At 39.0% G+C, this 24,368-nt stretch carries 25 protein-coding genes; 4 read left to right on the top strand and 21 right to left on the bottom strand.

What is annotated here, in order from left to right; genetic code table 11:
• Window positions 1-38: 38 nt before the first annotated feature.
• Window positions 39-1,133: a serine hydrolase domain-containing protein gene (locus ACOKFG_RS08425; RefSeq protein ID WP_422861065.1), complete on the top strand. Its 1,095-nt coding sequence runs from the start codon at window positions 39-41 to the stop codon at window positions 1,131-1,133.
• Here ACOKFG_RS08425 and ACOKFG_RS08420 read toward each other — a convergent pair.
• The 16 genes from ACOKFG_RS08420 to recR form a co-directional block, all read right to left on the bottom strand.
• A complete protein-coding gene (locus tag ACOKFG_RS08420) occupies window positions 1,130-2,893 on the bottom strand; it encodes an amidase family protein (protein ID WP_422861064.1) in 1,764 nt (587 codons plus the stop codon). The genes ACOKFG_RS08425 and ACOKFG_RS08420 overlap by 4 nt on opposite strands.
• On the bottom strand, window positions 2,872-3,636 hold the full coding sequence (locus tag ACOKFG_RS08415) for a DUF2911 domain-containing protein (protein ID WP_422861063.1): 765 nt from the start codon (window positions 3,634-3,636) through the stop codon (window positions 2,872-2,874). The genes ACOKFG_RS08420 and ACOKFG_RS08415 overlap by 22 nt, the downstream gene beginning before the upstream one ends.
• Before the next feature lie 123 nt (window positions 3,637-3,759).
• On the bottom strand, window positions 3,760-5,163 hold the full coding sequence (locus tag ACOKFG_RS08410; RefSeq protein ID WP_422861062.1) for a sialate O-acetylesterase: 1,404 nt from the start codon (window positions 5,161-5,163) through the stop codon (window positions 3,760-3,762).
• A 43-nt stretch (window positions 5,164-5,206) separates the two neighbouring features.
• Window positions 5,207-5,527, bottom strand: a complete 321-nt coding sequence (locus ACOKFG_RS08405) for a hypothetical protein (RefSeq protein ID WP_422861061.1) — start codon at window positions 5,525-5,527, stop codon at window positions 5,207-5,209.
• Window positions 5,528-5,769: 242 nt separating this feature from the next.
• Window positions 5,770-5,979 (bottom strand): hypothetical protein, encoded by a 210-nt coding sequence (locus ACOKFG_RS08400; protein WP_422861060.1) that lies wholly within the window; start codon window positions 5,977-5,979, stop codon window positions 5,770-5,772.
• 63 nt (window positions 5,980-6,042) lie between these two features.
• Window positions 6,043-6,999 (bottom strand): signal recognition particle-docking protein FtsY, encoded by a 957-nt coding sequence (gene ftsY, locus ACOKFG_RS08395; RefSeq protein ID WP_422861059.1) that lies wholly within the window; start codon window positions 6,997-6,999, stop codon window positions 6,043-6,045.
• 133 nt (window positions 7,000-7,132) lie between these two features.
• Window positions 7,133-7,285, bottom strand: a complete 153-nt coding sequence (locus ACOKFG_RS08390) for a DUF4295 domain-containing protein (RefSeq protein ID WP_090299557.1) — start codon at window positions 7,283-7,285, stop codon at window positions 7,133-7,135.
• A gap of 11 nt (window positions 7,286-7,296) precedes the next feature.
• Window positions 7,297-7,479 carry a 50S ribosomal protein L33 gene (rpmG, locus tag ACOKFG_RS08385; protein ID WP_073181589.1) on the bottom strand — a complete coding sequence of 61 codons (183 nt, stop codon included), beginning with the start codon at window positions 7,477-7,479 and terminating at the stop codon, window positions 7,297-7,299.
• Window positions 7,480-7,505: 26 nt separating this feature from the next.
• Window positions 7,506-7,733, bottom strand: a complete 228-nt coding sequence (rpmB, locus tag ACOKFG_RS08380) for a 50S ribosomal protein L28 (protein WP_298794789.1) — start codon at window positions 7,731-7,733, stop codon at window positions 7,506-7,508.
• A gap of 73 nt (window positions 7,734-7,806) precedes the next feature.
• A complete protein-coding gene (locus ACOKFG_RS08375) occupies window positions 7,807-9,054 on the bottom strand; it encodes a competence/damage-inducible protein A (RefSeq protein ID WP_422861058.1) in 1,248 nt (415 codons plus the stop codon).
• Window positions 9,055-9,393 carry an Hpt domain-containing protein gene (locus ACOKFG_RS08370; RefSeq protein WP_298794787.1) on the bottom strand — a complete coding sequence of 113 codons (339 nt, stop codon included), beginning with the start codon at window positions 9,391-9,393 and terminating at the stop codon, window positions 9,055-9,057. It abuts the gene before it with no gap.
• Window positions 9,393-10,004 (bottom strand): fumarylacetoacetate hydrolase family protein, encoded by a 612-nt coding sequence (locus ACOKFG_RS08365; RefSeq protein WP_299175782.1) that lies wholly within the window; start codon window positions 10,002-10,004, stop codon window positions 9,393-9,395. Before ACOKFG_RS08365 ends, ACOKFG_RS08370 begins: the two co-directional genes overlap by 1 nt.
• A gap of 28 nt (window positions 10,005-10,032) precedes the next feature.
• Window positions 10,033-10,806, bottom strand: coding sequence for a 3'-5' exonuclease (locus ACOKFG_RS08360; RefSeq protein WP_299175784.1), 774 nt, complete (start codon window positions 10,804-10,806; stop codon window positions 10,033-10,035).
• Window positions 10,807-10,812: 6 nt separating this feature from the next.
• A complete protein-coding gene (locus ACOKFG_RS08355; RefSeq protein WP_422861057.1) occupies window positions 10,813-11,595 on the bottom strand; it encodes an alpha/beta hydrolase-fold protein in 783 nt (260 codons plus the stop codon).
• Between the two features lie 64 nt (window positions 11,596-11,659).
• Window positions 11,660-13,018 carry a dihydrolipoamide acetyltransferase family protein gene (locus ACOKFG_RS08350; RefSeq protein WP_422861056.1) on the bottom strand — a complete coding sequence of 453 codons (1,359 nt, stop codon included), beginning with the start codon at window positions 13,016-13,018 and terminating at the stop codon, window positions 11,660-11,662.
• Between the two features lie 94 nt (window positions 13,019-13,112).
• Complete coding sequence (gene recR / locus ACOKFG_RS08345) at window positions 13,113-13,733, bottom strand: recombination mediator RecR (protein WP_422861055.1); 621 nt, start codon at window positions 13,731-13,733, stop codon at window positions 13,113-13,115.
• 76 nt (window positions 13,734-13,809) lie between these two features.
• Between recR and ACOKFG_RS08340 the strand changes: the two genes are divergently transcribed.
• The gene (locus ACOKFG_RS08340; protein ID WP_298794781.1) at window positions 13,810-15,291 is read left to right on the top strand and encodes a sodium:solute symporter; all 1,482 of its coding nucleotides are present in this window, start codon (window positions 13,810-13,812) and stop codon (window positions 15,289-15,291) included.
• On the opposite strand, the gene ACOKFG_RS08335 is transcribed toward ACOKFG_RS08340, so the two are convergent.
• Window positions 15,275-15,634 carry a CoA-binding protein gene (locus ACOKFG_RS08335; protein ID WP_298794780.1) on the bottom strand — a complete coding sequence of 120 codons (360 nt, stop codon included), beginning with the start codon at window positions 15,632-15,634 and terminating at the stop codon, window positions 15,275-15,277. The genes ACOKFG_RS08340 and ACOKFG_RS08335 overlap by 17 nt on opposite strands.
• Before the next feature lie 328 nt (window positions 15,635-15,962).
• On the opposite strand from ACOKFG_RS08335, the gene ACOKFG_RS08330 reads away from it, so the two are divergent.
• Entirely contained in the window at window positions 15,963-18,416 is a 2,454-nt protein-coding gene (locus ACOKFG_RS08330) for an outer membrane beta-barrel family protein (protein ID WP_298794779.1), read from the top strand.
• 102 nt (window positions 18,417-18,518) lie between these two features.
• Here the strand turns inward: ACOKFG_RS08330 and ACOKFG_RS08325 are convergent, their stop codons facing one another.
• From ACOKFG_RS08325 to ACOKFG_RS08310, 4 genes are all read right to left on the bottom strand, one after another.
• The gene (locus ACOKFG_RS08325) at window positions 18,519-19,055 is read right to left on the bottom strand and encodes a pyridoxamine 5'-phosphate oxidase family protein (RefSeq protein WP_299488774.1); all 537 of its coding nucleotides are present in this window, start codon (window positions 19,053-19,055) and stop codon (window positions 18,519-18,521) included.
• A gap of 6 nt (window positions 19,056-19,061) precedes the next feature.
• Window positions 19,062-20,069 carry a beta-ketoacyl-ACP synthase III gene (locus ACOKFG_RS08320; RefSeq protein WP_299175799.1) on the bottom strand — a complete coding sequence of 336 codons (1,008 nt, stop codon included), beginning with the start codon at window positions 20,067-20,069 and terminating at the stop codon, window positions 19,062-19,064.
• Window positions 20,070-20,161: 92 nt separating this feature from the next.
• A complete protein-coding gene (locus ACOKFG_RS08315) occupies window positions 20,162-21,472 on the bottom strand; it encodes an AarF/UbiB family protein (RefSeq protein ID WP_299175801.1) in 1,311 nt (436 codons plus the stop codon).
• Window positions 21,473-21,478: 6 nt separating this feature from the next.
• On the bottom strand, window positions 21,479-22,135 hold the full coding sequence (locus ACOKFG_RS08310; protein ID WP_299488777.1) for a TetR family transcriptional regulator C-terminal domain-containing protein: 657 nt from the start codon (window positions 22,133-22,135) through the stop codon (window positions 21,479-21,481).
• A 337-nt stretch (window positions 22,136-22,472) separates the two neighbouring features.
• On the opposite strand from ACOKFG_RS08310, the gene htpG reads away from it, so the two are divergent.
• Window positions 22,473-24,359: a molecular chaperone HtpG gene (gene htpG, locus ACOKFG_RS08305; RefSeq protein ID WP_422861054.1), complete on the top strand. Its 1,887-nt coding sequence runs from the start codon at window positions 22,473-22,475 to the stop codon at window positions 24,357-24,359.
• Window positions 24,360-24,368: the final 9 nt, after the last annotated feature.

Genomic DNA, 24,368 nt, shown 5'->3' with positions numbered 1-24,368 from the left:
ACCTTTAGAGGGCAAACTTGTCCAATAAAAGTCGGATTATGAAAAAGCTACTCACCTTCATTCTTATTGCAGCTGTTTTATGTTGCAGCTGCTCATCGGAATCTTCACCTGGAGACAATGAAGGTATAGACTTGCCAAGTCCGTCCAATCTATATTTTCCGCCTTCACAATCCCCAGAATGGGAAACCATTGAAGCTTCTACATTAGGGTGGGATTTGGCCGCTGAACAAGATTTGTTCAACTTTCTGGATGAAAAACAGACCAAAGCTTTCATTATTCTTAAAGATGGTAAAATAGTAGTGGAATGGTATTTTGATGACCATACTCAAAATACGAGCTGGTATTGGGCATCAGCAGGAAAAACCTTAACCGCTTTCACTGTTGGTATTGCCCAAGAGGAAAACCATTTGGACATACAGGACAAAACTTCCAATTATTTAAGTGAGGGATGGACGAGTACCCCACTAGAAAAGGAAAACTTAATCACAATTTGGCACCAACTGACCATGACATCAGGTATGAACGCTTTATTTTTTGATTGTGTCACCCCTGACTGTTTAAGCTATGTGGCCGATGCAGGTTCTCGGTGGGCATATCATAATGGCCCGTACACCCTTTTGCAAAAAGTGGTTTCAAATGCGACGGAGATGGAATGGACGGATTATTTCAATGCTCAGCTACGCGATAAAATAGGAATGGATGGTTTTTGGCTATCTACGAATAACTTGAACAATGTCTTCTTTAGCACTGCTCGCAGTATGGCGCGTTTCGGTTTACTAAACTTAAACAACGGAGTTTGGAACAACGAGGTTATTCTAGGAGATAGCAACTACCAGAATGCAATGAAGAACACTTCCCAAAACCTAAATAAGTCTTATGGGTATTTGTGGTGGCTAAATGGAAAATCGAGCTATCGAGCCCCATCATCCCAGACGGAATTTCAGGGAGAACTAATTCCCAATGCCCCTGCTGACACCTACGCTGGACTAGGCAGAGATGATCAAAAACTGTACATTATCCATAGCGAAGGTTTGGTTATAGTGCGCATGGGAGAGGATGCCGGTGAAAATCTATTGGGTCCCTCAAGTTTTGATAATCTTCTTTGGGAAAAAATCAGTGATTTTATCAACTAATCACTGAAATTTTCAGGAATCTTTCGTGCTTTGGTAATAGTTTCAAATGCCTTTCCTAATGCATACAATTTTCCTTCCTGATATTGTTTTGCGATAAAGGTCAAATTCACTGGTTCTCCAGAATCTTTATATCCCATAGGAATAGTCAGCGCTGGAAATTCGGCGGCAGCGGCGGCTCCAGCATCATAATTATTGATGGACAAAATGGCATCCAAACGATGTTCATTTAATGGAGTATTAAAATACGTACGACCGTTGGTTTTTAATCGTTGCTTAATCAATTTTAATCCACTCGTCGAAGTAGTATCGGCCAAAATACCATCAAAACGTGCTTGTCCATATGGAATTCTGACTGTACTATCTTTTAAATTGAATTCTACAACTTCGCGAACATTCCTAACCTGCACCAATTCCTTATCTTTTGTTTGCGTTTCGATATAGAGTGGTAAATCATTTTTCATGTCTATATTCAAAATTGACAAAAAGCCATTGAAATCTACTTCTGGAGGTTCAAATTCAACTATAGTCGCTCCGGCGGCTTTTAGTCTATCCATTGTCTCCTTATAGACGGTATCACTTTCCATATAATTTTTGAACGCACCAAATCTTTTGCCTTTTAGGGTTGTCTCCTCGGTATACCATTCCGCTTCCCAATTTGCCTGTACTGATTTCTCATCATCGATATCAAAACCACGCATGGCATCCAACAGAATACCATTGTCGATAACATTTTTGGTCATAGGACCAGGGGTATCCAAGGTGCTGGAAATGGGAACGATTCCAGTACGACTTAAAAGCCCAATGGTAGGTTTCATACCTACAACCGAATTTTGTCCAGAAGGGGATAATATGGAACCCGATGTTTCCGTACCCACCGCGGCTACCGCATAATTAGCGGCAACAGAAGTTCCACTGCCCGCACTTGAACCACCAGTATCAAAAATTCGTCGTCCGTAAGGGTTTAACGTCTGTCCTCCTATTGCACTTTGCCCATTAGGGCATTCACAAATAAAATTGGCCCACTCACTCAAGTTCACTTTCCCCAGAATCAATGCGCCATTTGCTTTAAGTTGCGTTACCACAAAAGCGTCATCGGTATGATTTTCTTTCAAAGCGATTGAACCCGCAGTGGTATTCATTTCTAAAGTGCCAATATTGTCCTTCAATAGTATGGGCATTCCATATATGGGGTGATGACCTTCAGCAGTGCTATCTAAAGCTTTAGCCTCTTCCAAGACATTTGGATTCAGCGCGATAACTGTATTCAATGTGGTTTCATTGGGCAGTTCATAATGATATATTCGATGCAGATAAAAAAGGGTTAGGTCAACATAGGTGAATGCTCCCTCCGCAATATGTTTTTGAATAGTTGGAATATCCTGTTCCAAAACCAAAGGCTTCATCATTTCATACCTTTCCTTGGGAAACTCAGAAACGTCCCTATGTAATTCTTCAAAAACCGTGTTCTTATCCAATACTTTGGATTGAATGAATTTGTATCGCATTCGTTCCTTTTCATGATCGGTATTCTGCGCAACTTCAGCGGAATCATCGTAGGGCGTCCAAAGCGGTTCTTCTTTTTTTTCTTCGTTAATATCACTTTCAAAAGACTCCGTAGGAGATTCATTTATTGGATCTGATTCCTTTTTCTTGTCCAGAAATTGACATGACTGAAACATGAAAAGTAACAACGAATAGCCAAAAGCAACGCGAAGAATTTTGCTATGCATGATTCTTTTTATTTTAATTCCTTTTTCCATCGAAGAATATTTTTCTTGTTCATCCGAACAAATTCATCTTTCCCTAATTCATCTGCGATTTTTAAAGATTTGTTAGCGGATATTATTGCAGATTGATAATCGCCGAGCTTTGCTTCTACCAAAGATTTCACTCTATGAAAGTAATAGGTGTCTCCACCCAATTCCAAAGCTTTATTTAAGTATTCAAGGGCACGCTGATATTGTGTTCCCTTTTCTTGAAAGTAGCGTGCAGCTTCATAATAGGTTTGCGCTGAAGGATTTTCTCTTAGCTGCTTGGCAATTTCCAATTCCATCAAGGAATTGGTATCTACCATAAAGGGTATCTGCACTTTGGTATTGGCCCAAATCAACTCCATAATTGCTGAATCATGGGTGATTGAATCAAAAGAAATCAAAAAGTTCTCTTGATGATAGGGTATTTTTTGAGGCTTGACCGAAATACGAAACAAATCTTCCTCTGGATTATAGTTTTTTCTTCCATCACCCCAATGTGTAGTGTTTTCATGAAACACTATTTGCCATTCATCGGCTTCGGGAAAAGCATATAGGGCATAGGTCCCTACAGCCAAGACATTGCCCATAACGTTCAAATGCGAATCAACGGTAATTTTTGTGCTTTCATTGGCCCCTACTCTCCAAATTCTACCATAAGGTACCAGATCTCCAAAAATTTGGCGGCCTTTTGTTGCTGGACGAGAGTATTTCACCATTATTTTGGAAAGACCAACATTTTGTTCCACCATCGAAAAGGGACTTGCCTTAGGATGTTTTATTTGAGCGTTACCTTGCCATAAACCAACTATACAAAACAACATTAATACACGAAATATCATAGTTTCTATTTATTCAGTTTGAGAAAAATCCCATTACTCCAGCACTATTTCCCAATCATCCGTTCTAAATGACGATGCAGGCAAACCGGATTCATTGTACAAATTGGGAAGTGCCTTGTCATAAAAGGCAAAACGAACCGCTACTGGTTCTTTAACCTTAGAGGAGGATACCTCAACGGTGTTACCCTTGATTCTTGCATTCGCCTTATAAAATTCCTTATCAAGTCCAGCTATATAGAATTCTTCCAACGTTTTTCCATCCGCTTTTAAACCACCCTCAGCATAATCAAAAGTCAATATTATTTTATTCCTTTTGACCTCCATACTCTTATAAACCGGTCCAGCGAAGGCTACATCTTTAACGCCATAGGTTTTGGCTAAGGCCCATAGCGCCAATCGTCTACCCACTTCTTGCTTATTTGTAGGGTGTATATCTTTAAGGTTTCCGATGTCATTTGTAACCGCCATTCCAGTATTTGGCACATTCAGCATGGTAAATAATTGCGCGTCACGGACAATAGCGGCTTTGATATCTTTTTTATCCTTCTCGTAATCAAAGGGAGCAATTTGGGCAAAATAAAACGGGAATTCCTTTTTCCAGAGCTCCCTCCAGGATGCAATCAACAAAGGAAATGATTTGTAATAGGACTTTGAATTGGCCCGATTTGATTCTCCCTGATACCAAATGGCACCAGCTATATTGAACTTCAAAAGTGGGTGAATCATTCCATTATATGCGGTTCCAGGCAGATGTGGCCACCATTCAAATTCCGAAATTTGTTTTGAGGCTTCGTTTAGCTCCTCATCTTGTGAAATCCGTCCTTTCGGAATCCAAACTTCTACTGGCGTACCTCCCCAATTAGAACTTATCAAACCAATAGGAACTGACATCTGTTTATGCAATTTTTTCCCAAAGAAATAGGCGACAGAACTGAAGTTCTGCATGGATTCAGGCGAGCACGAAACCCATTCCCCAGGCGTATCATCCTGCGGGGTATTGGATTTACGTTGCGGTACTTGGAAAAAACGAATGTCAGCATAGTTAGCATTTTTCACTTCTTCCTCAGCATTATCTAGACCCATATTTGGTGTCCATTGCATGTTAGATTGACCTGAAGCTATCCACACTTCACCAATCATAACATTAGAGATTGTAAGTTCTTCATGTCCCTTAATGGTAATGGTGTAAGGCCCTCCAGCTGCAGGTGTTGGAATTTCTGTAGACCAAACACCTTGATATGCCTTGGTTGTAATCCCCTCACTATTCCATGAACCTATAATGGTAATGGTCTCATTGGTGGCAGTGGTCCACCCCCAAATAGTTGCATTCGATTGTTGCTGCAAAACCATGTTATCGGAAAGGATTGAGGGTGTCCATATTTTAGCAAAGCTGATATTCACCAGTAGTACTAAAACAAAAAAAAGTAGTTTTTTCATATTTTATTGGTTAAGCTTTTAAGGTTATTAGATAGTATTATCGTCATGATTTTGGTATGCCTAGAAGGTAAAGTATAACCCCGGGACCAGATTTAACCCTTTTAATTTCCCATTCAAAGGATTCTTTATCGTTCAGTTGGTCGACCAACGCATTCATTTCTTTGACTGAATATGTGCGTAAAGAAGAAACAATACCATCCCAAAGCACAAATAGTGGAACTACGGGTATGAGATAGGTAAAAATGAGTCTCCCTATCTTAAAGGGTCTTATAAATGGGGTAGTCAATAAAACAGAGATAGGAGAAAAAAGCATAGCCAGAATACTTGGAATACTTCGCTCTTGCCCTTCAAAAATGCCAATCACGCTATTTGAATTTAACGCATTCTGCAATATTTGTCCGGCATCTTTTGGTTTGAAATGATGCAATGACAAGAATTGTGTTCGGAATCCTTTTAAGCTTTGCGGTACGTTTCTAGCATCAATGGATGTGGCTATAAACTCAAAATTATCAGCTTGCTTTTGGGTATATTCAAAAGCCCTTAGATTCGGGTAGAAATCGGTTAAAACAATCTTTAGATTTGGATTGGTCCTTATGAGTTCAGAATTCAGCCAAAGTAATCCTCCTCCCCCCCTGAACCTAAATCGACAATCGTATTTGTTCCGCTTGCCCGCAGTCCCCGTTCCAAGACTGAGACAACAGGTTTGTACAGTTTGACTTTGTTGGATAAGAACTGAAGAAAATCAGTACCATAGTCGCGTAAAAAACTGGGAAACCATTTTTGGTCTTCAAATTCAAAAAGGTGTAGTCTTCCCATAGTTCTGCAATAGGTGAACTAAATTTAGGGAATAATTGGCTATTTAAGCTTGATTTGGGAATGCTATATTTTGAAGAAAGAATCTACAAATTCGTACTTATTGAAAACTTGGAGATCTTCAATCCCTTCACCTACTCCAATATATTTTACTGGGATTTGAAATTGGTCAGAGATTCCAATTACAACCCCTCCTTTTGCAGTACCATCCAATTTGGTCACGGCCAAACTGCTTACTTCAGTTGCTTTAGTGAATTGTTTGGCCTGTTCAAATGCATTTTGACCTGTTGAACCATCCAAGACCAATAGTACATCATGCGGAGCATCAGGCACTACTTTTTGCATTACCCGCTTAACTTTAGAAAGTTCGTTCATTAGATTGACCTTGTTATGCAAACGCCCAGCGGTATCAATGAGTACTACATCGGCATTATCAGCCACAGCAGAATTCAAGGTATCAAAGGCCACTGAAGCTGGATCACTGCCCATTTTTTGCTTTATGATAGGCACATCAACCCGCTTGGCCCAAACCTCCAGTTGGTCAATTGCAGCCGCTCTAAATGTATCTCCTGCTCCTAAAACCACCTTGAGTCCTTGGTTTTTAAATTGATTTGCCAATTTTCCAATTGTTGTGGTCTTCCCTACTCCATTGACACCAACAACCATGATAACGTAAGGTCTTTTATCGGAAGGAACAGTAAACTCGGAATCTTCACCGACATGGGTTTCGGAAAGTAGTCCCGCAATTTCCTCTCGTAATATGGTGTTGAGTTCCTCTGCCCCTAGATATTTGTCCTTGGAAACACGTTCTTCAATGCGTTCAATTATCTTGAGTGTGGTTTCTACACCCACATCCGAGGTAACCAAAACCTCTTCCAAATTATCCAAAACCTCATCATCTACCTTGGATTTTCCGGCCACAGCTTTGCTTAACTTTCCAAAAAAGCTGTTCTTGGATTTTTCAAGACCCTTATCCAAGGTCTCTTTTTTGTCTGAAGAAAATATTTTTTTAAAAAGGCTCATACGCATTCGTCATCAATCTTCAAAGATAGAAAAGTAAGAGGAGTTATGTTAAACCCAATTTAACTTTGTTTTCGGAACAAGACATAAAAAAAGCCGCTTATAAAGCGGCTTGTGATCTTTTCGTAGAATACTACTATTTCTTATTCAACCAATCGTTAACCATTTCAGGCGCCATAACTGATTCTACAAAAGTGTAAGCTCCTGTTTTTGGAGATTTTACCATTTTGATGGCCTTGGTCAATCTTTTTGACGATGACTGAAGTGTTGCTACTGTTTTCTTTGCCATGGCTTATTTTATTACTTGATTTCTTTATGAATGGTCATACGCTTAAGGATAGGGTTGAATTTCTTGATTTCCATCCTATCTGGCGTATTTTTCTTGTTCTTTGTTGTGATGTACCTTGAAGTACCGGGCATACCAGAGTCTTTGTGCTCTGTGCACTCTAAAATAACCTGAATTCTATTTCCTTTCTTTGCCATTGTATCGTACTTAAAATCTTATCTACCTATTTTTTGGAATTGATTTCCTTCAAAACAGCTGAGATTCCTTTTTTGTTGATGATCTTTAAACCTCTTGTTGACACGTTAAGGGTAACCCAACGGTCTTCCTCAGGAATGTAAAATCTCTTTTTAGAAATATTTACATCGAATCTTCTTTTGGTTTTATTGATAGAGAAGGAAACATTGTTTCCAAACATCACCTTTTTACCTGTTACTTCACAAATCTTAGACATCTCCCTAACTTTTGAGTGATTTTAATGAGGCTGCAAATTTATGGCAATTTAATCGGATGCACAAAATTCTTTTTTAGAAATTTGAAATTTCTTTTGCGAACATCTCAAACGCCTTGTTTACAGACTTTTGAACGATGCGCTCTCTATGGTTTCCCATAGTAAATTGTGTGGCAAAAGTACGTCTTGCAGAGCTAATGGCAATAAAGACCGTACCTACCTCAGCATCTGAGTCTCCTTTGGTTGGACCAGCATTGCCTGTTGTGGCAATGGAAAAGTCAGTCTTAAATATTTTTCGTGCATTCTCCGCCATAGAGATGGCAACTTCCTCACTAACAACAGAGTGCTTATCTATTACTTCTTTCGGAACATTTAAAACCTCTATTTTGGTCTCGGTGGCATAGCTAACCATGCTTCCTTTGAAATAGGCAGATGCTCCAGGAACCGAAGTGATGCGTTGTGCAATTTTGCCACCCGTAAAACTTTCCGCGGTTGCGATGGTCATATTTTTTTTGGTCAATAACTTTCCTATCTGACTTTCAATGGAATCTTCATCTTCTTCACCATAAATAATATCACCAATCAACGGGTACAACTTTTCAACTTCTTTGCTGACAGCCATTATCAGCTTTTCCTTGTCATCACCTTTGGCCGTTAAACGAAGTCTAACCCTACCTAAATTAGGCAGATAAGCCAATTTTATGAAGTCGGGCAGATTATCTTCCCAAGTCTCAATTTTACCTGCAATCGCGCTTTCTCCCAAACCATGTGTAAGAATGGTCTTGTGCAAAATATGGGGGCGCTCATATTCCTTAACAATTTTAGGGACTACATGGTCCAGAATCAAATATTTCATTTCGAGCGGGACTCCAGGCAAGGACACATAAACAGTGTTCCCATTTTTCATCCAGATACCTGGCGCAGTTCCATGGGCATTGGGTAAAACGGTTGCTTTTGATGGCACTAATGCCTGCTTTCTGTTTAAATCGGAAATTGGTGTGGAAATATATTTTTTGAATAACTCTTCGATGTGTAAAAGCACATCATTATTCATAACCAACTCATCATGAAAAAAATCGCAAAGCGTATGTTTGGTTACATCATCCTTGGTTGGACCCAACCCTCCTGTAATAATCACAAGGCTAGAACGATTCCCAGCCTCTTTCATGGCCTGTAAAATGTGCTCCCGAGTATCTTGAACCGATGTAATTTGGTATACTGAAACACCTATCTTGTTCAATTCCTTGGAGATAAATGCAGAATTGGAGTCCACAATCTGACCAATGAGAATCTCATCCCCAATGGTTATGATCTCAGCTTGCATTTACAGATTAAAGTCTTTTTTAAGCTCGGATACCACTTGAAGTACATCTTTTTTCAGTAAAGGGAATTTCTTCTCAATCTCATCGATGCTAGTGGTGTTTTTGCCAAGAGTCTCTATTTCGAGCGCGGTAGCTCTTGTTTGCTCCATACCTAATAAATCCACATTTGGTTTTATTTTATGGGCAAGCTTGTATACATTTTCATAATCCCGAGCTTCAATTGCCTTTTCAAGGTCTTCCATATCAGCGGGGACTTCTTCCAAAAATACAGAAATCACAGAGGTTATAAAGTCCTGATCGCCTTCTGCCATTTCATTTACTTTGTCGAGGTTGTAAATCATTATCTCACAGTAATTTCAAACATATTTTCTCCTTCCAGTGTACCTGAAAGGTAATCATTTGGACTAACTTTACCAACCCCTGCGGGTGTCCCAGTGAACAAAATATCGCCCTTTTTGAGCATAAAATAGGTAGATACATAGGAGATAAGCTCGTCTATCTTCCACAACATCAAGGAAGTATTGCCGTTTTGCACTTTTTCCCCATTTTTTAACAAGGAAAAACCCAGTTTGTCAAGGTTTTCGTACTTTGTTTTTGGTAACCACTTACCCACCACCGCAGATCCATCAAATCCTTTTGCTTTTTCCCAGGGTAAACCTTTGGATTTTAACTCCGTCTGAAGATCCCTCGCCGTGAAGTCAATTCCAAGCCCGATTTCATCATAATAGGTATGGGCGAATTGTTTTGTTATATGTTTTCCAACTTTTTTGATCTTGACCAAGACTTCTACTTCATAATGAACATCATTAGAAAATTCGGGAATATAAAAATCTTGCTCCTTAGGCAGAATTGCAGAATCTGGTTTAATAAAAACAACAGGCTCTTTGGGTTTTTCATTTTCCAATTCTTCAATATGGGCAGTATAGTTTCTACCGATACATATCAGCTTCATCTCCAATCATTTTTAGTGGTTATTGTTACTACAATTTATTGTTAAGCTTGCTGAGCTTGATTTGTGTAAGTACTTTCTTGGTGTACAACGGAAAGTCAGCATTCAAAATCCATCCGAAATAACCCGGTTCGGACTCCATTACCTCATCTACCGTCTTGCCCTTATGCTTTCCGAAAGCAAAAATAGGCTGTTCATTTTCATCTACACCAATGAATCCTGCAAAGTCAAGTGATTGTTTTCGGGTAGTGAACTGCGATAGCTTCTTAACGTTATTTTCCAAGTCGGGATAACGATCCAATTGCGCCTTTAGCACCTCGTAGGTCGCATTAGTATCTGCTTCGGCGCTATGGGCATCTTCAAGGTCTTTATCACAATAGAATTTGTAGGCCGCTCCAAGCGTTCTCTTTTCCATTTTATGGAAAATGGTCTGTACATCCACAGACATCATATGTTTCATATCAAAATCGACATCTGAACGCAGCATTTCTTCAGCCAACAGGGGTATATCAAATCTATCGGAATTGAAACCGGCCAAATCACTATCTTTTATCATTTTATAGACTTCTTTTGAAAGTTGCTTGAACGTAGGTTCGTTGGCCACTTTTTCATTGGAAATTCCATGTACTTCAACCACCTCTTGTGGAATAGGCATTTCAGGATTCACTAACCAGGTCTTGCTTTCCTTATTCCCATTGGGAAAAATCTTCAAAATAGAAATTTCAACAATCCTATCCTTGGCCACATTAGTACCTGTTGTTTCCAAATCGAAAAAACAAATTGGTTTTGTAAGCTGTAACTCCATTTAGATCTATTTCGATTTAGAGAATAACCAGGATAACAATTCGGGCTCGGCAAATGCATTGTCCCAACTATTGTGCCCTACCCCAGGATACACGGAATATTTAACATCTATCCCATTTGCTTTCATGGCATCCACCATTTGAGAAGAATACTTTTCGGGAACAACTTGGTCATCGTCTCCATGAAAAACCCACCAGTGTGGCTTTTTAAGTTTTTTGGAAATTTCTGGATTGGCTCCTCCGCAAATTGGAAGGGCTGCAGCAAAAATTTTGGGATTCCTTCGGACCAATTCAAAAGTTCCCATTCCTCCCATAGAAAGTCCCCCAACGTACATTCTATTTTTATCCAGTTTGTATGTTTTCTTTAAATATTTAAGTAAGCCTTCTAACAGCAACATATCTTTTGTGGCCTCTGCATCTTCATAAAAAACAAACTCTCGATTTGGAAAATCTCCTTCAACATCAATTTTCGCCCATGAACTTTGGGCCTTGCACTGCGGAAAAACAACAATGGCTTTATAAGTATTCCTTACTTCCTCTTTTAGAAAAAGACTTGATCCGTGAACTAATTGAGCCTCATTATCATTGCCTCGTTCTCCAGAACCGTGTAAAAAAAGAATGAGCGGGTATTTTTCTGAAGGATTGTAATCCTTCGGTAAAAGAATTCGATAGGGCATTGTACCTCCATCTTTTTCAAAGGTTTTCTTTTGGTAACTGGAAAGGTCTTGGGCCTGCATTGAACTGCTAAATAAAAAAAGTAAAGCCAGATTGATTAGGGCAAAATATCTCATTGACGAATGCATTTGATTAAGCCTCTAAGTTAACAATAGTGAAAAGAAAAAAACGCTTTTCTATTTAGATTTCCCTATTTATATCCCAAGCTTCGAGATAATCAGCCACTGTTTTAACAAACATACCTCCCAAGGCACCGTTAACCACGCGGTGGTCATAGCTATGGGACAAAAACATCTTGCTGCGAATACCAATGTATTCTCCCTGATCTGTTTCTATTACCGATGGAAGTTTTCTTATTGCGCCTAAGGCCAAAATACCAACCTGTGGTTGATTGATGATTGGCGTACCAAAAACACTCCCAAAAGAACCTACGTTGGTAACGGTATAAGTACCGTCTTTGACCTCATCAGGTTTTAATTGGTTGTTCCTTGATCTGTTTGCCAAATCATTTACGGTTTTTGCCATCCCAACCAAATTAAGTTGATCGGCGTTTTTTATTACTGGAACAATCAAGTTTCCATCTGGCAATGCAGCGGCCATTCCCAAATTGATGTTTTTCTTTTTGATGACCTTATCACCATCCAAAGAAATATTCATCATGGGGTATTTTTTTAAGGCTACGGCAATGGCCTCCATAAATATTGGGGTGAATGTCAATTTTTCACCTTCTCTTTGTTCAAATTCTTTCTTGACCTTATTCCTCCAGTTGACCACATTGGTTACATCAACCTCCACAAAGCTCTGAACATGCGCCGAAGTGGATACACTGTCAACCATATGCTGAGCAATAAGCTTACCCATTCTTGTTAGCGGAATAATTTCATCCCCTCCAGTAACATGTGTGGGTGCAGCTTTGGGCGCTTCCGGTTTTGTAATGGCACTTTCCGCTTTAGCTGGAGCTTGTGCAACTTTATCAACAACAGTTTCAACGGTAGTCGGAGAACTTCCATTGGAAGACCTGCTCTGCAAGAATGCCTTGATATCATTCTTTGTCACCCTACCTTCTTTCCCTGTGCCTGCAATAGATTCTAATTCTTCCATTGAAACTCCTTCTTCTCTCGCGATATTCTTGACCAATGGGGAGTAAAAACGTTCAGAATGCGAAAAATCTTGGCTTGGTGCGGAAACGGACTCCTTAACCTCTGCTATTTGACTTTCTAAAATGGCAACTGGCTCTTCAACATCTTCTATTTCTTCAACAACATCAGCACCGTTGCTGGAAACTTCTGGGGCTTCTCCATCTATTTGAATTACCGCGACAACTTCACCTACTTTGATGACATCATCGATATCAAATCTTTTTTCCAACAGCACACCTTCTACCTCACTGGGTACTTCTGAATCTACTTTATCAGTAGCAATCTCAAATACGGCTTCGTCCAACTCAATGGCATCTCCAACTTCTTTTAACCAAGTGGTCAATGTTGCTTCAGCAACACTTTCTCCCATTTGTGGTAATTTCAACTCAAACTTTGACATATTCCTATTTAACGAGGTGATATCGACTTATATTTTGCAAAAATACTAAAGAAATCCTCTTATTATTAATTTATATGTATTATTTCGTTCAAATTCAATTGGCCTTAATTGAATTTTCGAAGGGAACCCTGTTCAATATACTCCTACCCAGAGTCACCTCATCTGCATATTCCAATTCGTCTCCTACAGATATTCCCCTGGCAATGGTAGATGTTGCAACGTCCAATCCTTCTAGTTGTTTATAAATGTAAAAATTGGTTGTATCTCCTTCCATAGTAGAGCTTAAAGCAAAAATAAGCTCTTTTACGTCCTCTTCTTTAACGCGTCGAACTAAGGAAACAATATTCAAGTCTTGAGGACCTACGCCTTCCATGGGTGATATTTTTCCACCAAGTACATGGTAAAGTCCGTTGTATTGCGAGGTGTTCTCTATCGCCATAACATCTCTAATGTCTTCTACCACACAGACCAAATTCCTATCTCGTTTGGAGTTGGCACAGATTTCGCATATTTCAGTGTCGGAAATATTGGAACACGTTTTGCAAAAATTGATCTCGCTCCTCAGTTTCAATAGGGCTTCGGTCAATAAATTTGTGCGTTCTTCCGGCTGTTTCAGTAAATGTAAAACCAATCTTAAAGCAGTGCGTTTACCTATCCCTGGTAATTGTGACATTTCGTACACAGCATTTTCCAAAATTTTCGACGAAAACTCCATACTTATTATTGATTGGCAAAATTACGATTTTAGAGTTACCGATTAACTTTTGTATTTTGCAAATCAAATACAATCTATGTCGGCCACTCAGATTCTTTTGCTCATCGGCGCGTATTTTTTGGTACTGATGATCATTTCCTATTTCACAGGAAAGAATGATTCCAATTCAGATTTTTTTAAGGCAGGAAAACAATCACCATGGTATTTGGTGGCTTTTGGAATGGTTGGCGCATCACTTTCAGGGGTAACATTTATTTCCGTTCCAGGTTGGGTCGAAGCCTCGCAATTTGGATATATGCAAGTGGTTTTGGGTTACCTTTTTGGATATTTTGTTGTGGCCTACGTTCTATTGCCGATCTATTACAGATACAACCTTACCTCTATATATGAGTATTTGTTGGACAGATTCGGAACCGTTAGTCATAAAACTGGGGCTTTTTTCTTTTTTGTTTCCCGGGTGTTGGGAGCGGCATTTCGTTTATATCTGGTGGCCATAGTACTGCAACAGTTTGTTTTCGATGATTTGGGCATACGGTTTGAGTTTACTGTAATTATTTCAATCGCACTGATATGGATCTATACCAATAGAGGAGGTATAAAAACGATTGTTTGGACAGATACCTTGCAGACCTTGTTTATGATTATCGCGGTTGTTTTGTCCATTATCCTCATTAATCGAGAACTTGATTGGAGTTTTGGAGAATTTTTAGCTTCGGAGGAGTTAAAGACTTATAACAAATTTCTTTTTACAGATAGTTTTCTTGACAGAAATCATTTTATCAAATCCTTTATTGGCGGAATGTTCGTAACCATTTGCATGACCGGATTGGACCAAGATATGATGCAAAAGAACCTTACCTGCAAAACATTGAAGGATGCCCAGAAGAATATGGTATCCTTTAGTCTGGTTTTGGTGGGGGTAACCTTTCTTTTTATGTTGTTGGGGGCCTTGCTATTTATTTTTGCCAACCAAAATGGAATCTCTATTCCCCTGATGGATGGAAATCCAAAAACAGACCTTTTGTTTCCTGAAATTGCATTGAACAGCGGCCTTGGGTTAACATTGGCCATCACATTTATGTTAGGTCTTATCGCAGCTGCTTACAGTAGCGCAGACAGCGCTCTGACTTCATTGACAACATCTTTTTGTGTTGATTTTTTAGATCTGGAAAAACAAGCCGAAGAAATGCAAAAGAAAACCAGAAAACGCACGCATGTCGCCATGAGCGTAATGCTTATTCTGGTGATTATTTCCTTCAAATACATTTTGAACAGTAATGTAATTGATAGTCTTTTAACTGTTGCCGGGTACACCTATGGCCCACTTTTGGGGCTCTTTGCTTTTGGCATTTTCACCAAACATCAGATACGAGACAAATATGTTTGGGTAGTTGGATTGTTTTCAGTCCTTATTATTTGGACCATTGCCAACATTCCTTCAGAGTACCTGGGAGGATATGTGCTTGGATATGAATTGCTGCCATTGAACGGACTATTGACCTTTTTCGGTCTTTGGTTAATTCGAACTAAAAATCCTGCTCCTAATACTGCCCTGTAGCCAGTAAAACCAAGGTACATGCATTCTCCACTTTGACTCCGACATCCATAAGCATTGTGGCAAATTCGGGGTTTTCCGCGCCTGGATTGAATATCACCCTTTCGGGCTTTAAATCAATTATTTTTTGGTAATACTCCTTCTGCCGTTGAGGGTTCATATACAAAGTAATCGTATGGATATTTTGAAAATCAGTAAGGTTGTCCTTAATTTGTATGCCGGAAACGGTTCCTTGGCGAACCCCAAACGCAAAGGTTTCCTGTTGGTTTTCAACCAATCGATGTATTGCCAAATTGCTGTATCTACTTGGATTTAATGATGCTCCGAAAACAAGTGTGTTACCCATTTGTTAATTTATGTGTTAAACTAAACTAAAGCGTGTAACTATTCCAAAAAAAAACCGTCTATTGTACATAGAAAATTAATCATTGGTAAGTCTGTATTTTTTATAGTTAATGGTTAGTGTTTAGTATAGCTTATCAATGTAAAAACCCTGGCGTCTCGATTGTTATCGTAAGTCAGGGTTTATCTTTTGTACCACTTTTCGCAACGAACTTACATCTTCAAGTTTCAAAGGTCTTTGTTAAAAAATGTTAAAGCTCATTTAAGATGTAACAATTTAATAAGGCCATCGTCTAGTAGACATCATCAATCAATCAAAAACAAACGAACTCATGAAACGAGTAATTTTTCTTTTTGCGCTACTCTTATGTGGCGCCCAATCTACAATTTTAGCATCAATAAACACTAATGAACCTCCTATCGGGTCCATTTCGGGGGTTGTTTTAGACAACGCCTTAAATCAACCTGTGGCCTATGCGGCCATTGTAATAAAATCGGAGGATGGTACACAAACTATTACAGGCGGTATAACTAATGACGATGGTACCTTCGAGATTAAAAAATTGCCCGAAGGCTCTTTTGTTCTTGAAGTTCAATTTATTGGATACAAGACGCACTCTCAAAAGTTGATAATAGATAAAAGGAACCGCAAAGTAAATGTCGGTACCATAACATTGATGGAAGAGACCGCAGAACTTGACGAGGTCGAAGTGGTTGCAGAACGCACCACCATAGAACAACGGGTAGATCGCAAAGTAATTAATGTTGGGAAAGATTTGACAACTGCCGGCGCTACAGCCTCCGATATCATGAACAATATTCCTTCTGTGAATGTTGATTCACAAACTGGGGATATTAGTATGCGTGGCAACTCCAACGTCCGTGTAATGGTAGATGGGAAGCTTTCTAATGTACCTGTAGCACAATTGCTAAGACAAATACCTTCAACCTCTATAAAATCTATTGAACTGATTACCAATCCTTCCGCCAAATACAATCCAGAAGGCATGAGCGGCATCATCAATATTGTATTGCATAAAAACGCCAATATCGGATTCAATGGTAGCATTACAACAGGACTTACCAAAGGTATCGAAGCCAAGTTCAACTCTTCAATCGATATGAACTATCGGAACGGAAAGTTCAACTTTTACGGAAATTATGGCAATAACATTGGTAAATATGTAAATGATGGGACTATTACAAGATTGGATGAAAACTCCATTCAAATATTCGATTTTTTCAACAATAATAAATCACATTTGTACAAGGTGGGTGTGGATTTTTATCTGAATGATAAAAACACCATATCGGTATTCACAAATCAGAACATATTTGATGGCAAAGGCGAAGGCATTACCGATGTAATATATAGAAATGACCTCCCTAGAAACGTAACCCAATTTTTTAATGATGTCAGTGATAATAGAAGTGAACAATACAACTTTGATTATAAATTGGATTTTAACAAAGAGGGGCACAACATAGAACTTGAGGTAGACCACAATCAGTTTAAAAGTGGTCAAGATGCAAATTTCAGGACATCTGGTGCATCATTATTTCCGGACTATATGGATTTTGTAGATACCGAGCGCACGCAGACCATTGCCAACCTGGATTATGTGAACCCACTTGACAGTATTTCCAAAATTGAAGTTGGGTTAGAGTCTAGAAACTTTGAGACCGATGTAGATTATTCTTCAACGGGACTTTCATTCAACTCAGCAGGAGATTTAATTCCAACGCCAAGCACAGACTTTGTTTACAATATGGATATTTATTCGGCTTATGCCACTTTTAGTCAGAAAAGGGATAAGTGGTCCTATCAAGTAGGAGTGCGTATTGAAGACGTAGAGGTAAAGGCTGATACAAACACAGTGAGGTCCTTCACCGACAAATACACCCAAATATATCCATCCGCTTTCCTAACCTATGACCCAAATGAAAAGGACCAATGGCAAGTAAGCTTCAGTAAGCGAGTGGATAGGCCAGGTTTAGGTCAGGTCAATCCTATTCGGGAATGGGCAACGCCATTGATTTCATCCTTTGGAAATCCAAGTTTGGAGCCACAGTTCACCAATTCCTATGAGGTTAATTACACCAGAAGGATTAAAAATGGAAGTATTACCACAGGTGTTTTCTATAGATCAATATCTGATGAAATCAATAGAGCTGTCTATGTTGATAGATTGGATTTCAACAAGCTGATTTTGACTTTCGATAATTTTGATAATACTTCTGCCTACGGTTTTGAATTGTCTTCAAACTATAAACCTACAAAGTGGTGGAGCATCAACGGTAGTTTTGATTTTTATTCACAGACCCAGCGCGGAATTACAGAAAGTTTGGATCCAAATGTCACCAACCCTACGGAAGATGATATCGCGGTGGAAAACGTTGAAGTTGACAACACAGCATGGAATTTGCGTATGAACAACAGTTTTAAGATAAACAAGAAACTTACGCTTCAGGCCTTTGGTTTCTATCGCGGTCAGAACAGAACACTCCAGTTTGAAATCAGACCAATGTACTTTGTAAATCTTGGCGCGCGATACAGCTTTGCCCAAGGTAAAGGGACTTTGAGCCTCAATTATAATGATATTTTCAATACCATGCGATTTGCTTTTGACGGTCAGCGACCTTATCCACAAGAAGGTGGATTTAATTGGGAGAGCAACAATGTATATGTTGGACTAAACTATCGTTTTGGTGGCGGCAAGTATAGAGCTAAACAACGTAAAAGAAGGGATAGCAACACCAAACAATCCAGCGGAGGAATCTTATAACGAGCATTTGATATTCCTTGAATAGCGTGTTGGTTGGTTAGTCTTTCAAGGTTTATCATTTAAAAACCCCGATCCTGTAGGATCGGGGTTTTACTTTTGAAATTAGTTTTCAATGGGATGTCCATCTAAACTTGTACTATTTTTTGTTTTCCAATACTTCTCCAGACCAGCATCCCCCTGTTTCTCAGCCCAATCAAGTAATCCTTGGCGCTGATGTTTGTATTCCATAATCGGAACGCCCATCCCGCATGAAATTTGGACTTTTTCGATTTTTATATCTACCAATTGTCTGCCTCCTTTTATCTGTGGAAATAAATCAATGTGGTCTTTCCAAAATTTGGAATCAAATGAGTGAACTTTTGCCGCTCCGTACAACCTCAAAATCATGGGGTCACCTTCGAAGGCGCAGAACATAATGGTAATTCGGTTTTTATGGTTTAAATGGGCAGCTGTTTCATTGCCACTTCCGGTTAAATTCAGCCAAACTACCCTATTTTCATCGATAACTCGCAACGAATCCAGCCCTTTAGGAGATAGGTTGATTGACCCTTCTTCCATAGCTGTAGACACAAAAAACATTTTTTGCCTCTGAATAAAATCGATAAGAGCTTGATTCAGTTTATCGAGCTGTCTGCCCATAAAGTACTACCATTTTATAATGACACTTCCCCAGGTAAATCCGCTTCCAAAAGCCGCTAACACCACCACATCTCCTTCTTTGATTTTTCCTGATTCCCAAGCTTCGGTCAAAGCAATTGGGATGGAAGCAGCCGTGGTATTTCCGTAATTCATAATATTGTTGAACACTTGATTATTGGAAAGTCCAAATTTCTTCTGCACAAACTGCGAGATTCGCAAGTTGGCCTGATGCGGAATGAGCATATCAATATCCTGAGGGCCTAGATTATTGGTCTGTAAACCTTCCATGATTACTTCACTAAATCGCACCACAGCATTCTTAAATACAAATTGACCGTTCATATATGGAAAATAGGAGGTGTCTTCCGGGTCTTCATCATTGATGATATCGGTCACCCATCTTTTTCCCATTCCAGGGGCAATCAACGAAAGTTCTTCGGCATGTTGCCCTTCTGAATGCAAATGTGATGACAAAATTCCTTTTGAAGTATCTTCTTCTCTAGTAAGCACTGCTGCTCCGGCACCATCACCAAAAATAACGGAAACTCCCCTGCCCCTAGTGGTCATATCCAACCCATGAGAATGGAGCTCCGAACCAATGACCAAAACGTTTTTGTACATTCCACTTTTGATGTACTGGTCAGCAACTGAAACACCATAAACAAAACCGGAACATTGATTTCTTACATCCAACGCCCCTACGGTTTTAAGTCCTAAATCTCGTTGAACTAGCACACCTGGTCCTGGAAAATAATAATCAGGACTCAAGGTAGCAAAAACAATAAAGTCGATATCACCTTTATCCACTCCTGCCCTCTCAATGGCAATCTCTGCAGCTTTAACACCCATCGAAGTTGTGGTATCTGTTCCCTTGACAACATGCCTTCTTTCTTTGATTCCAGTTCGCTCCTGAATCCATTCATCATTGGTATCCATCAGTTTGGACAAATCATCATTCGTCACCACATTCTCAGGTACATAAAACCCAAGACCTGATATTTTGGAATTGTACATATGTTATACTTTAGGTATTTACTTACAAGCCATTGGCTATATCATGGAAAAGTAAAAAATATATCCAAGGAATTATGAAAATAGCAAAAAAATTAACCCAGATACTTCTTGAACTGGTTGACTTTAACCTGGGCCTTGAGGTCATGGAGCAGATTATATAGACCGAAAAAAGTACGGTTCATATACAGAAAATGCTTTGAACCTCGACTACCATTCATTTTGCGAATCTGTTCGTCTTTAGAGTAGCGCTCACTTAGATCGGCAATTCGGTCCCAAAATGTAGTGTCTCCAAAATCAAACGTTTCGTGATGAAATGGTGAAGTGAACAACGTGAGCATTTCTTTGAACAACGCTTTGAAAAAAATCAGTTCCTCTTGAGAATCTGTCGGGGTTAAAATTTCCAACTCATACAATTTTTCCATAAAAACCGCATCGTTGTTGATGTTGTTCTCCTGAGCTAATTCAAAATAAGGGACATAAAATTCGTCGGGTATTTCTTTGATACATCCGAAGTCGATAGCAATTAAGGTATCATTGGAACTTACAAGAAAATTTCCCGGATGCGGATCCGCATGAACTTTACGAAGATTATGAATTTGGAACATATAAAAATCCCAAAGGGCTTGCCCCAACTTATTTCCAAGCTCTTGCGAAAAACTAGTCCTTGTTAATTCTCCCAGATGCTTACCCTTCATCCAATCCATGGTAAGGATACGTTCACTAGACAAGTTTTTATAGTATCGGGGAAATTCCATATTCGGAATTATTGCGCAAGCCTCTGTAATTTCCTCACTCTGTTTGAGTTCCAAAATATAATTGGTTTCCTCAATAAGTTTATTCTCTACTTCTTTAAAGTACTTTTCAGAGTCCTTTCCCTTTAAATTAAACATTCTTGTTGCCAAGGGCTTAACTAAAGCCAAATCACTGCTGATACTTTCGGCTACACCTGGATACTGTATTTTAACTGCCAACTCTTTTCCATTTTTCTGTGCCTTATGCACTTGGCCAATACTGGCGGCGTTTATGGAATCTTTCTCAAAAACATCAAAAATTTCTTCCGGATATTTGCTCAGATATCTCTTGAATGTTCTTCGAACCAATGGCGCGGACAATGGCGGAACTGAAAACTGGGACAAAGAGAATTTTTCTACATAGGCACTCGGCAGTAAGTTCTTCTCCATGCTGAGCATTTGGGCAACTTTTAGCGCGCTTCCCTTTAAACTTTTAAGGCTGTCATAAATGTCATCGGCATTATCTTGATTGAGTTCTTCCTTGGAAATATCAGGATTTACCAACTTTTTTCCATAGTACTTCACATAATTACCCCCAATCTTGACTCCCGTTTTGACCAGTTTCCCGGCTCGTTCTATTTTTCCCGTGGGAATGCTATCCAAAGTCTTCATACTTTTCTATGCAAAAGTTTCCTTGTAAAGGAATTTTCCTAAATCAATTATCTTTTCCAAAGGTGTATTTTCAAAAACCTGGAAAATAGTGGTGACAGATTTTTCGATGGCGATATCCGTTTTTTCAAAATTCGGTGAGTTATCTTCCATCCAGAATTTTAATAGGAATAAAAACTGCACCCAAGCACCTTCAGAAAAAATCTGCGGGCTTTGTTTTAATATTTTTAAGTTCTTATCACTATTTTTTTCTTCAATTAGTTCTGACGTGTAATTCTTGATTTTTTTTCGCAAACCTTTTAACTGTTCCAATTGACCCATTCTATCGCCACTTTCTTTCAGCATAAAAAGGACATAGCTTCGGTTTAACGCCAAGGTGTCAAAGAATGTAAAAAAGAAGGTCAGCATCTTTTCTTCGTTCCCCATGTCACTATAGCCTTCATTTTTTTGCATTAAAGCGATGGTATTGGTAAAGAACCGCTCCCAGACGACATTCCGGAGTCCTTGAAAAGAACCGAAATACTGATAAAAATCCTCTTCTTTGATTTTGTTCTCCTTGCAAAATTTAAAAATCGATTTTGGCAAAGACTCATGCTCGAGTACTGAGCGCATGTACCAGCTTATAATTTTTTCTTCGGTAACTTTAGATTCTGAAGTATTGGGCATAACAATTTTGTTTAAATAAAAATACGAATTAAAAAACAAAATACTCTTAATGTTCCATCAATATATAACGGAAAACGCATTTTCGGGCGAAAATGCGTTTTCAACAACCTAACCAATAAATAAACAAACTTGTTGTAGCATGATTCTGTTTCATAGCAACTTCTACAACAGTTCAAATATATACATTTTTGTTTAATTATTTTTAATTTTTAATAAACAAAATAATGTTAAAGTTTAATCGCAATTGTTAAACCCTTTCATAATGTCAGTTTGTCAGATATCGCACTCTGGTATTTTTTTTGTCATTAAAGAAGAAATAAAAGAAAACTAATACACCATGGCAACAGGTAAAATCAATGTTTCTGTAGAGAACATATTTCCTTTGATCAAAAAATTTCTATACAGCGATCACGAAATCTTTCTTCGCGAGCTCATTTCCAATGCAACGGACGCCACCTTAAAACTAAAACACCTTACCTCCATTGGCGAGGCAAAGGTTGAGTACGGCAGTCCTATGATTGAGGTTAAAGTGGATAAGGATAAAAAACGCATCCATATAATTGACCAAGGTATTGGTATGACCGAGGAAGAGATTAAGAAATACATCAATGAAGTGGCTTTTTCTGGAGCGGAAGAGTTTCTGGATAAATATAAAGATGCTGACAAAGATGCTGGAATCATCGGTCATTTTGGACTTGGTTTCTATTCTGCATTTATGGTAGCAGAAAAGGTGGAAATTATTTCCAAGAGTTTTAAAGATGAGCCAGCGGTGCATTGGTCCTGCGATGGCTCTCCTGAGTTTGATTTAAAAGAAGCAAAGAAAAAGGACAGAGGTACAGAAATCATTCTGCATATGGCAGACGATTCTACCGAGTTTTTGGAGGATAGTAAAATTCGTGAGCTTTTGACCAAGTACAACAAGTTCATGCCAATTCCAATAAAGTTTGGCACCAAAACCGAAACACTTGAGAAACCTGAGGGTGCTAAAGAGGAAGACCCGGCTCCAACCCAAGAGGTCGATGATATCATCAACAATCCCAATCCTGCTTGGACAAAGCAACCCGCTGATCTAAAAGACGAGGATTATAAGTCATTTTACCGTGAGTTGTATCCAATGCAGTTCGAGGAGCCTTTGTTCAATATTCATTTGAATGTGGACTATCCATTCAACCTTACTGGAATTCTATACTTCCCAAAGTTGACCAATGACCTGAATATTCAAAAAGATAGGATTCAGCTCTATCAGAACCAAGTTTTTGTAACGGACAACGTTGAGGGTATTGTTCCTGAGTTTTTAACCATGCTTCGCGGGGTAATCGATTCTCCGGATATCCCATTAAATGTATCACGGTCTTATTTACAGGCCGATGGTGCTGTAAAAAAGATTTCCTCCTATATCTCAAGAAAGGTCGCTGATAAATTGAATTCGTTGTTCAAGAACAATCGTGAAGATTTTGAGCAAAAATGGAATGATATTAAAGTTGTCATCGAATACGGAATGCTTTCCGACGAAAAACTCTTTGAAAAAGCTGACAAATTTGCGCTATACCCCACAGTTGATGGCAAATTCTTCACGTATGAAGAGCTGGAAAAGCAAATTAAGGATAACCAGACCGACAAGGATGACAAACTAGTGGTGCTCTATGCATCTGATCAGGAGGCTCAACATAGTTATATAGAGGCTGCAAAAACCAAAGGTTATGAGGTATTGTTGCTTGACTCTCCTATTGTATCCCATTTGATGCAGAAATTGGAAACCTCCAAAGAAAATTTGTCGTTTGCCCGTGTTGATGCCGACCATGTTGATAATCTCATCAAGAAGGAAGAAACTGCAATTTCCAAACTCTCAGATGAAGAAAAAGAAAAACTGAAAGGCAATATAGAAGAGGTTATTCAAGAAAAAGGATACACCATTCAGATGGAAGCCATGGATAGCGATGCTTCTCCTTTTGTAATTACCGAGCCTGAGTTTATGCGGAGGATGAAGGAAATGCAGCAAACAGGCGGTGGTGGTATGTTCGGTATGGGCAACATGCCAGACATGTACAACCTCATCGTAAATACCAACCACGAATTGGTAAGTGAAATTCTGAATACAAAAACAGCTAAAAAACGTGAGCGATTGATTAATCAATCACTTGATTTGGCTCGATTGTCCAAAGGACTTCTTAAGGGTGAAGAACTCACGAATTTTATAGCACGCAGCTATGAGATGATCAAATAAAATTCATTG

The sequence above is a fragment of the Flagellimonas rhodophyticola genome (genome assembly GCF_049332665.1).
Classification (GTDB): Bacteria; Bacteroidota; Bacteroidia; order Flavobacteriales; family Flavobacteriaceae; genus Flagellimonas.
The sequence above is the reverse complement of the archived record's forward strand: the minus strand, read 5'-3'. Positions and strand labels throughout refer to the sequence as shown.